The 10,801-nt window shown below is 57.2% G+C and carries 7 protein-coding genes; 5 read left to right on the top strand and 2 right to left on the bottom strand.

Annotated features, from left to right (window positions below):
* Positions 1-2,867: heterodisulfide reductase-related iron-sulfur binding cluster (locus tag Q0U90_RS10980; RefSeq protein ID WP_297454994.1), on the bottom strand; the 2,867-nt coding region annotated here is incomplete at its 3' end.
* Between the two features lie 691 nt (positions 2,868-3,558).
* On the opposite strand from Q0U90_RS10980, the gene Q0U90_RS10975 reads away from it, so the two are divergent.
* Positions 3,559-4,173 carry a YdcF family protein gene (locus tag Q0U90_RS10975; protein WP_297454991.1) on the top strand — a complete coding sequence of 205 codons (615 nt, stop codon included), beginning with the start codon at positions 3,559-3,561 and terminating at the stop codon, positions 4,171-4,173.
* Between the two features lie 66 nt (positions 4,174-4,239).
* Here Q0U90_RS10975 and Q0U90_RS10970 read toward each other — a convergent pair whose 3' ends face one another.
* Positions 4,240-5,016: an enoyl-CoA hydratase gene (locus tag Q0U90_RS10970; protein ID WP_297454989.1), complete on the bottom strand. Its 777-nt coding sequence runs from the start codon at positions 5,014-5,016 to the stop codon at positions 4,240-4,242.
* A gap of 249 nt (positions 5,017-5,265) precedes the next feature.
* Here Q0U90_RS10970 and Q0U90_RS10965 point away from each other — a divergent pair, with 249 nt between their 5' ends.
* From Q0U90_RS10965 to Q0U90_RS10950, 4 genes are all read left to right on the top strand, one after another.
* Positions 5,266-6,030 carry a cyclase family protein gene (locus Q0U90_RS10965; RefSeq protein ID WP_297454986.1) on the top strand — a complete coding sequence of 255 codons (765 nt, stop codon included), beginning with the start codon at positions 5,266-5,268 and terminating at the stop codon, positions 6,028-6,030.
* A 107-nt stretch (positions 6,031-6,137) separates the two neighbouring features.
* Entirely contained in the window at positions 6,138-6,743 is a 606-nt protein-coding gene (locus tag Q0U90_RS10960) for a DUF4282 domain-containing protein (protein WP_297454984.1), read from the top strand.
* 290 nt (positions 6,744-7,033) lie between these two features.
* Positions 7,034-9,613 (top strand): WYL domain-containing protein, encoded by a 2,580-nt coding sequence (locus Q0U90_RS10955; RefSeq protein WP_297454981.1) that lies wholly within the window; start codon positions 7,034-7,036, stop codon positions 9,611-9,613.
* Between the two features lie 640 nt (positions 9,614-10,253).
* Positions 10,254-10,801: Hsp70 family protein (locus tag Q0U90_RS10950; protein WP_297454978.1), on the top strand; the 548-nt coding region annotated here is incomplete at its 3' end.

Genomic DNA, 10,801 nt, shown 5'->3' with positions numbered 1-10,801 from the left:
TCCTCGGCCTTCGGCTTGGCAGCCGGAGTTGCCTTGCGTGCGCCACCCGGGACCGGAGCGCCCTTGCGTGCGCCGCCTGGAATTGGAGCGCCCTTGGCTGCCTTCGAAGCCTCAGCTGGAGCCGCGGTTTCCGCTGCAGCTGCTGGCTCAGCCTGGGCAGCTGGCTTGGCGGACTTGGCGCCGCCCGGAACCGGAGCGCCCTTCTTAGCGCCGCCTGGAACCGGAGCGCCCTTAGCTCCGCCTGGCTTCGGAGCGCCACCTGGAGTTGGGGCACCGGACTTAGCACCGCCTGGCTTTGGAGCACCGCCCGGAGTTGGGGCACCGGACTTAGCACCGCCCGGCTTTGGAGCACCGCCTGGCTTCGGAGCGCCGGACTTAGCACCGCCCGGCTTTGGAGCACCGCCTGGCTTCGGTGCGCCACCCGGGGTCGGGGCACCGGACTTAGCGGCAGCGCCTGCAGCAGCACCAGCGCCAGTAGCAGCGGCACCGGCAGCGGCAGCCTTTTCTGCCTTCTTCTTTTCGGCGGCCTCAGCCTTCTTGCGCTTAGCTTCCTCTTCCTCGCGGCGCAGGCGCTCTTCCTCTTCAGCCTTCTTCGGGTCGACCCAGCCACGCTCTGGCTGCTCGATCCACTCCGGCTCACGTGCCTGTGGCAGCTCGCCGTCGACCTTCACAGAGTCACGGAGCATCTGAGCGATGTCCAGGACTTCCGGCTTCTTCTCGTCGTCCTCGATGACGTTGTTGACACCGTCATTCATCATCGTCTTACAGAACGGGCAGCCGATGGCAATTGCCTCAGCGCCAGTGCCGACAGCCTCTTCGGTGCGGTTGACGTTGATGCGCTGGCCGATGGTCTCTTCCATCCACATACGCGCGCCACCTGCACCACAGCAGAATCCGGTGTTCTTGTTACGCGGCATTTCGACGAGGTTAGCGCCGGATGCGCCAATCAGCTCACGCGGAGCCTCGAAGACCTTGTTGTGGCGACCCAGGAAGCACGGGTCGTGGTAGGTGACCTGGCGGCCCTGGCCAGAAGCAACTGGCTGGAGGCGGTTAGCGCGAACCAGCTTGTTCAACAGCTGGGTGTGGTGGACAACCTCGTACTGTCCGCCCAGCTCCGGGTACTCGTTCTTGAAGGTGTTGAAGCAGTGCGCACAGGTAACAACAATCTTGCGCTGCTTCGGCGGCACACCGTCGAAGACCTCGTCGAGCTGCTCGATGTTCTGCTCTGCCAGCATCTGGAAGAGGAACTCGTTACCAGCGCGGCGAGCAGAGTCACCAGTACAACCCTCAGCCTGGGAGAGCACAGCGTACTTCACACCGGCGGTGTAGAGCATTTCTGCGACGGCCTTGGTGGTCTTCTTCGCATTGTCGTCGTAAGCACCGGCACAGCCGACCCAGAACAGGTACTCGGTGTCGTCGAAGCTCTCGACATCCTCGCCCCAAATCGGGACAACGACGCCTTCCTTGCGGACCTCGTTAATCCAGTCGGCACGAGTAGAAGCGTTCTGGCCCCACGGGTTGCCCTTGGTCTCGAGGTTCTTGAACAGGCCAGCCAGCTCGGTCGGGAAGTCCGACTCCACCAGAACCTGGTAACGACGCATATCGACGATGTGGTCGATGTGCTCAATATCAACCGGGCACTGCTCGACACAGGCACCACAGTTGGTGCAGGACCACAGAACGTCCTGGTCGATGACGCCCTCGTCGCCATCGCCCACCAGCGGCTTAGTCAGCAGAGCTGCGCCAGCGCCCTCACCCTCGCGAGCAGTCTGGATGGTCTCGCCAGCCAGCAGGTACGGAGCAGAAGCGTATGCGTGGTCACGAAGCTGATTAACCAGCAGCTTCGGAGACAGCGGCTTGGAGGTGTTCCATGCCGGGCACTGCTCCTGGCAGCGACCACACTCAGTACAAGAGGTGAAGTCCAGCAGGGCCTTCCAGGAGTGGTCGGTGACCACGCCGGTACCCATGGAGTCAACCTCCGGGTCAGCCTCTTCCAGGTTCAGAATCTCGCCGTTAGAGGTCATCGGCTTAGCGCCAGCCAGGGCGTTGTAGCCGTCAGCGTTACGCTTGAGCAGGATGTTGGCGAACGCCAGGAAACGGTGCCATGCGACACCCCACGTCAGGTTACGGCCAACAACGAAGAGCCAAATCATGCCGGACAGCAGCTTGATCAGCGCGAAGATGGACACCATGACTTCGGAGGACGGCAGAACCTGCGCAATGCCGCCGGTGACGAAGTTCGCCCAGTTCCAAACTTCCGGGCCAGTCTGTCCGTGGTCGCCGTAGGTAGCCAGCTTGGCTGCCTTAACGAACATCATGCCCAGGCCCTCAATCAGGACGACAGCCTCGACGAAGTAAGCAGCACCAGCGTTAGAGCCGTAGAAGCGGCTCAGACGCTCCTTGCCCAGGTTGGTCTGACGAACAAGAATCAGGGTCAAAATACCAAGGGTGGTACCGACACCGAGGATTTCGTCGATGAAGTGCCAGGCCGTGAGGTCCCTGAGGATTGGCCAACCGCCAGCTGGCCAGAACGTCTGAATGTAGGCCTCGAACCACACCAGGGAACCGAGGAGGAAGCCCACCATCACGAACCAGTGAGCCACTGCAACGCCGGGCTTCTTGGACATCTTGGTGTGGCCGATGATCTCGCGGATCATGGTCCAAATACGGGTTCCCCAGTCACCGGTGTGACCGTACGTCTTTTGGCCCACCATGATGGTCTTCACCATGTGGGTGAAGCCCTTAATGAAGATGAACCAGCAGGGCAGGGACAAGAGGACGCCAATAACGCCGACTGCCACGGTGAACCCGGTCGATTCCGGGACCCCTGTGTCAGCCGCCGCCTGGGCGAGGTTGAGCACGCTCATAATGTTCCTTCTAGGCTGGCTCAGCCAGGGTGATGGCTGAGTGAAAATAGTTCTCTTGTGAGTTCTATCACGAGCCGCAGATGCTTACCTAACTAATGTGAAAAATAGTGCTGATTTCATGGATACATGGTGTAACCAGCGGTTATTTGGGGAATTACGCAAAAAATTCGTTGTTTTATTCGGGGAGGGCTAACGTCTTCGCTTGGCGACGGCGCGCGGCACCTTCGTCGTTAAGCGTGGAAGCGCGGAGCGGTGGCGGGGGTGGTGCGGTGCGGCGTGAGGAAGGGCTGTGTTGTGGAAATGTGGGGAGGGGTTGGGCTGGGTCAATCCTTGAAAACAAATTGAAGCCAGAGCATATTCACATACACAACATTCGTAACATAAATAACAATAGAAACTTCAGATTCTATTGTTTGGCGAATAGTGCGCATGCGAGCCCTTGAATTTTACTAATCTATGCGCTCTTCAATACGGGTTGGTAGTCGTTATCTCGAAGATTTGCCTGGTAGGAGGCTTGTGAATTCTGCTGTATGGCGCGTGTCTTTCTACCCCCAGCGCCATTCTTATGTAGGCATTAGATTGTTTGGTGTCTAATATTAATGACGTTCATAAGCGGATTTATCCGCCTGATGCTAGATGGCATGCGGGGTGCAATGTCCCCGATATGCCAATTCTTTAGAGGGGGTCTTTAATGGTGCGATTTTTCCGTGCAATTGTTGGGACTGGTGCGAGCGTTGTTTTTGCAGCAGGTGCTGTTCTCGGGGCCGGTACGGGTGCCGTGGCAAACGCCAATCCGGTTGGTGATGATGTTGTCAGGGTCTTGAATAACTCAATTGTGACACCGCTGGTGGTTTCCCAGGTCGGACGCACAGCTGCTGAAGCTGCACTTTTCGATCCGCAGGTGCCGATTATTGTTCTCGGCGCACGTCTGAATTCTGACTGCAGCGCTCCCGCTGTCTTGGATTCCCGGGTGGAGACCGCTCGCGCGCTGGCACTGCGCCACCCATTGAATCCAATCATCGTCACGGGTGGACACACTCAGCCTGGCTGCCAGGCCGAAGCGGAGTACATGCGTGATGCGCTCGTGTCCGGGGGAGTGTCGAAACAGCGCATCACGGTGGAAACTAACTCCTACTCCACCGTTGGAAATGCGGCAGGCACTGCACACTTCGCTTCGTCGACAACCGGCATCATGCGGGCCGGCGTCATTGTCAGTTCGCCGACTCACCTGCCGCGCGCACGCGATACCTACTCTGCCGCTGACGGCTCTGCTCTGTGGCTGGCTGTTCCGTCGGCTGTGAATTAGCCGTTGGCTGTATGAAACCAGCGGGGTCGGAGCTGCGCGCCCGGCGTGTAAGGAACTGGGGGAGCGCTAGGAATTAGTGAAGTTCGCCTCGCGCTTTTCGGAGAAAGCGGCCATGCCTTCCTTCTGGTCATTGGAGGAGAACAGGGAATGGAAGGTGCGTCGCTCAAAGAGCAGGCCCTGCGACAGTGTCATCTCGTAGGCCTGGTTGATCTGCTCCTTAATCTGGGTAGTGGCAACCAGTGACTTCGACGCAATGGTGTCGGCGACCTTCAGGGTCTCGTCGATAAGCGCCTCCGGTTCGACGACGCGGGCGACCAGTCCTGCGCACTCTGCCTCTTCGGCACCCATCATGCGGCCGGTGAGGCACATTTCCATGGCCTTAGCCTTGCCGATTGCGCGGGTGAGGCGCTGGGAGCCGCCCATGCCCGGGGAGATGCCGAGGTTGACTTCGGGCTGGCCGAACTTAGCCTTCGATCCGGCGATAATGAAGTCCGCCATCATCGCGACCTCGCAGCCGCCGCCGAGTGCGTAGCCGTTAACGGCGGCGATAACCGGGGTTCGGACGGAAGTTAGGACATCCCAACGTGCGAACCAGTCCGAGACGTACATCTCCGTGCCGGATTTGTCCGCCATCTCCTTGATATCCGCGCCTGCGGCAAACGCCTTCTCGGAGCCGGTGATAATAATTGCGCCGATGCCTGGATTGTTGTCGAAGGCGGTGGCTGCTGCGCCAATCTCTTCCATTGTCTTGTGGTTTAGCGCGTTGAGAGCCTTCGGGCGGTTCAGGGTGATAATGCCGACGCGGCCTCGAGTTTCGGTAAGGATGTTTTCGTAATCGGACATTAGGTACTCCTTCGTGCGGGCTTGGTTGTTAATGAAAGCCGGATGTGCAGCCCAACTCTTCAAAAATTGAAGAACGTGGCTGCGGCTTGAAAAGCATTTCCTGTATGTGAGGGTACCTGGGGGTGGTGGGTGCCGTCAGGCTGTTTGGGCTGATGGATGCCGTGTGGGGCAATTTGGAGTGTTTTGTTCGCCCCGGTGCTCATCGACTCCATTAGCCAACTAGACAGCTTAGTCTATATACTTCGCCTTATGTCGAACGAAAAAACCACGGATTCACATGAACTATGGGACATTGCCCAACAGCTCCGGAAAAATCACACCTATGTTGACCTGACCCATGCGTTTCATGCCGGTCAGCCAAAATTCCCCGCGCTTCCCGACGAGCAGCGGACACGACTATTCACCGTTGCTGACCATGGATTTGAAATTGACCAATACCAATTTGTTGGCCAGTGGGGAACACACGTGGATCCGCCGGTACATTTCGTCCAAGAGACGAGAACACTAGACAATATTGACGTCGATCAGATGATTCTCCCTTTAGTTGTCCTAGATTTCACCGCTGACGTTGCTCAGGATCATGATTTCTCCCCTTCGATTGCTGATGTCCAGGCGTGGGAGAAGCGCAACGGCTTGATTCCAGACGGCGCATTCGTCGCCTTTCGCAGTGACTGGTCAAAGCGGTGGCCCGACGCTGAGGCAATGGCGAACGCGGATGAAGAGGGTGTGACCCATTACCCAGGGTGGAACGTAGAGGTCGTCGAATGGTTGATAGACAACCGTGGCGTTGTGGCGATTGGGCACGAGACTACTGATACGGACCCCGGCATCGTGGCTCATGGTGGCAGCTTGCCGACGGAACTCTATCTATTGGGGCGTGACCGCTGGCAGATCGAACTTCTGGCTGGGCTCGACCAGGTGCCAGAAACGGGAGCTCTCGTGGTCGCATCTTGGCCAAAGCCAAAGGATGGGACCGGCTTCCCGGCTAGAGTTTTTGCAGTTTTGCCAGCGTAGTCTCATCTATCTTTAGATTCTCAGATAAAACAGCTCTGCATGTGGTGAAATGCAGGCAGGGGCCAGCTCGGTAAACGGGTGGGCGGATAGGAAAGGAAAAACATCTGATGACCGATCAGAACCCGTCTGATTACAACAACGACAGCTACAACACTGGAAATCACAGCAGCAGCGGTGACAGCCAGAACAGCCCGTACAGCGAATCGGCGAATAGCGCCGGAACTGGAGGACAGTCGTACGACACCTGGGCGCAGCAGGGTAACTACAACTACGGAACTAGCAATAATGCGGGTACCCCGGGTGCAGCTGGAGCTGGTGCTGGCAATGGGTACCAAACCGGGTCTAACAGCCAGTATGGGCAGTCAGCTGGATTTCAGGCAGCAACGGTGAAAGCAGAATCGCGTGGGTTTTTCCAGGCGCTTTTCGATTTCAGCTTTTCCAGCTTCATCACCATTCAGTTTGCCAAGTTCATCTACATCATCAATATCGCAATTGCCGCGTTGATTTATTTCTTCTTTGTCATCGCAGGTTTTTCCGGGATGGGCGAAGATGTTGGTGCCGGTTTCCTGGCTGGTTTTGGCATCCTGTTGTTTGGCTGGATTCCTGCTCTACTCCAAATCGTCGCAGTCCGGTTGGGGCTTGAAGGTATGATTGCCGTGATTCGAATCGCGCAGAATACTGCAGCCATTCGTGAGGCTAGTGCAGGTAGATAGCCTCTTAAGTTGCTGACTAACGTCGAGCTAGAACTTCTGCTTGGAAGAGCTAAGTAGAAGTCCTAGCTCGACTTTTGTATTTAGTGTGTGGAAATGGCGCCTTCGAACGGTTTTCGAATACGTCAAAAGTTCCGCCTGACTCAATCCGGGCCTAATTATATGATGCAGGTGTCATTGCTCGAGGGGGCATAACCGCTGGTCGGGTCGTGAAGACCTTGGGGTATCGGTCGTCGTAAAGCGACTGGCACTATGAGCAGCCGAAAGTCCCAACGGATTAGAGGAGACAAGCTATGGCTCATACGGCGGGCTACAGTGCATCGGTTGGTTTCGATATTTCCAGCAAAGACTGGTCGTGGGCGTACACGACGTTGGAGGGGACTTTTAGTCGGGGCCAGGTGACGCAGGTTGATTTGGTGCCGTTGCAAGACGACGAAGACGGACGTCCGATTCTTGCCCGAATGGCGGTGGACGCATCGGGGGCGGCTGTCAACGTGGGGGTATTGAATGTGGTGCCCGGGTTCTTTTCCCATGAAAATAAGGCTTTGACCTTTGTTGCAGCGGTCGATGGTGGAGAGGAACACGGCAATTTAGGGCAGTGTTTCTTCGACAGTGGTGGGCTGATTCCCTTCGACGAAAACTATGAAGACAATGAAGCCGCGTCTGATTCCTCCACCTTGCAGGTTGACCTGCAGTGGCTTGATGTGGATTCACCGACAGTTGAGGATTCTTCTGAGATTGAGGCTGCGCTGAAGTACGTGCCGCTCAACCTTGGCGCGCACCTGCACGTATCCGACCCATTCGAGGGGCCTGGTGAGTTCTCCATTGTGGACTCCCTGCTGGAGGGATATATGGAGGAAGGCGAGTTCCCACAGGTGCCCCTGAAGTCCACTGTCGGCCAGCTTGGATATCTTGCGCTGACCGCGCTTTTTGACGTCGCATCGGTGCGCGTCTTCCGCTCACAGCTGTGGGAAGAAGGGTTCAACTCGTGCGAGGAAGCCGAGGATGAGACTGGGGTGGAGTGCACGAATCTGTCGGAGCTCACCGGACCGGAGGAAGAAATTGCCGCGCTTGTTGTCAGCGCCACCCGGCATCAGAACGCAATGACTGAAAAAGAATTCTGGGAGTTGATCCTGCGGTTTAAAGACGGGAAGGAGCTGCACTGTTGCGCACCGCACCCATTCGCTTCGGGCACTTTTGAAGCGGTCGAACCGTACCCCGTGGGGGCGATAGTTTCCGGAAAAGCACTGTTCACCGGGCACTTCCTACCGCTGGAGTGGGGCGGCAGCTTTGGGGCATCGCGCTTACAGTTCCCCATCGCAATCGACAGGGAATTGCTGGATGGAAGTTTCCCGTCGCAGGTCGGTGTGCCGTCGGCAAGCAATTACCCGCTGGCCGCCAGTTTCCAAGAGATCAACGAGGATTTTAGCTTCGGTCGCATCATGACAGATATTGGCGGTTGCCTCGGGTTTTCTATCACGAGAGGTAATGAAGCACTGTTGTCGATGATGGACCGACCGGCGAGAGCGCAGTGGGCGTCGGCAAGCAGATTTCTAGAACTTTTGGGTGACGAAGGGCGGTATGCCCGGGCGACGATGAGCCTTTCAGCTCGAACTGAGACGATGCCGGAATGGCGGCGCGTGCTGTTTGGGGTGTCCCTGCCCACGCTGTCGTGGGGTGGGGCAATCAGCACAGACGTACACCATGACCCCTTCGACCACTATGCGGCTGTGGATTGCCAGCTTTGCTCCAAGGCTGACATCGTGGGGACGAGCTTCGGGCAGTTGCTCGATACTGAAGTGGATACTGGCCTGCCTATTTACGGGCAGGCGGTAGTCACGGCATCATACTTGTGGGAGCCCGAGATTCACCGCAACCCGTTCAGTGGGAGTCGATTCCTTTCAGTGCACGGGTTTATTGGCCGAGAGGCGTTGATTTACTTCCCCTGCCCTGACTGGCTTGAAGAGCTCTGTGATGAACACGGGGATGATGGCGCCGAGGTCGCGTATGCGCTGCAAAACCTTTCCGGCAAGGTGTTGGTTGGACGTTTCGACCACTGCCGGGTTGACTACGGCGGGCAGAATGTTGACCTCGACTGCTTTGATGAGGCGATTTACTCGCGAATCCCGGAGTCGCCGTTGAAGCGCATGGATAAGCGAGCAGTGGAGGATATCGAAAGGTCCTGGAGGAACCCGGAGGTAGCGCTGAATACGGAGGCTGTGTTTGATGCGTATGCCTCCGAGAAGTGCACAACCGCAGATTTGATGACGAGTCTGGTTACCGGACCGAATGGCCTGAACGTCCGCCGGGCGGACATATTCGACACTCGTCTAGTGAACCTCTATGAGGCAGCCCCCGACGACTGGCGCGTTGAATGGCCAGAAGGAGGGGACGCCATCATGCTTTTATTGGACACCCAAGAGATGGATGAGTCGGACTATTTGGAGGAGCTTCCCGAAGGTTACGGTACCGGCTCAAGCGACCCCTCCGTACGCGACTACCTCACCGGCGAGGACTTGTTTGAGCAACACGTGGACATGGTTCGAGCCGGCATTGCAGAAAGGCGCTGCTTGTCCATCCTCTATGGCGACCGAAACGACGAGCCGACAGCGCGGATTATCCGCCCGGTGCGCATTGTCGACCTCGGCCGTCCCTACGTGCTCGCATGGGATGAGCTCCGCGACGACTGGCGAACATTCCGACTCGACAGGTTTAAGATGTGCTCCACCTTGGACCGTTGGTTCAGTCCCATAGAGGTCCCGCTTCCCGACGACATGGATGACGACAGCTATGAGCGGGTGCAGGAGGCGCTGGGTGGTTCCGCCGATGCGGCGACAATCCGCGTTGCCTGGTCAATTGGGATTGGGCGGTAGGCCGGGACAGAGGGGAGGTCGAGGTGGAAGCGGAGGCAGAGATAGCGGTGCCGTGATCGTGGTCGCCGTGGCTGCTGCTGCCGTGGTGACCGTTCCCATGGTCGTGTCCGTCGTCCCCAGACTTCTCGACCAGGTCCACAGTCGGAACGAGGTAGGCATCATCGTGGCCCTTTTCGACCCAGTTCATAGACGGATGTGGGAATGCTTTTCTTCAGGCATGGAAAACTCCCAAATATGCGGGATGAATTCTTGGCTCGATTGCCCCGTCAGGGAAAATTGGACGTGTATTGCGGAGTCGCCAGAGCTGATTCGGAAGGGTGGGGTTGGGGTTGGCCAGCCCTGCGCTGCCGATGAGCCGGTAGCTGCACAATGTGTCAGGGGATTAGTCGGTTTGTATTGCAGGAAAGTTCCCGGGGCAAGTTACTAAAAATTATTTTGTGGCCCGGACCTGCAAGTATGTAGAACTTTCCAGAAAAGTTGAGTCGGGTGGGAATAACTTTGCTCTATAGCCCGTTGCACTGCATGACAAACATTGAGTCGGACACGCTCAAGTTTGCTTGACAGATTTTCTACGGCAATGCAGACTTGAGCGCGTAAGACTTAAGGGCAATTCTTTTACTTCTCTAGAAAGGTGTTCATCATGGGACGCGCTGTTGGTATTGACTTGGGTACGACGAACTCCTGTGTCTCCGTCCTCGAGGGCGGAGAGGCTCAGGTGATTGCGAACTCCGAGGGTTCGCGCACCACCCCGTCGGTGGTTGCATTTGCAAAGAATGGTGAGGTCCTGGTTGGCCAGTCGGCTAAGAACCAGGCTGTCACTAACGTCGATCGCACTATTCGTTCGGTCAAGCGCCACATGGGTACTGACTGGAACATTGAGATTGATGACAAGAAGTACACCCCGCAGGAGATTTCCGCTCGTACGCTGATGAAGCTGAAGCGCGACGCTGAGTCTTACCTGGGTGATGATGTCACTGATGCGGTCATTACCGTTCCGGCTTACTTCAACGACGCTGAGCGTCAGGCAACTAAGGAAGCAGGCCAGATTGCTGGTCTGAACGTCCTGCGCATTGTCAACGAGCCGACTGCTGCCGCGCTTGCTTACGGTCTGGAGAAGTCCGACAAGGAGCAGACCATTCTGGTCTTCGACCTCGGTGGCGGTACCTTCGACGTCTCCCTGCTGGAGAT

It is taken from the genome of uncultured Corynebacterium sp. (assembly GCF_946998835.1).
In the GTDB taxonomy this organism is placed as follows: domain Bacteria; phylum Actinomycetota; class Actinomycetes; order Mycobacteriales; family Mycobacteriaceae; genus Corynebacterium.
The sequence above is the reverse complement of the archived record's forward strand: the minus strand, read 5'-3'. Positions and strand labels throughout refer to the sequence as shown.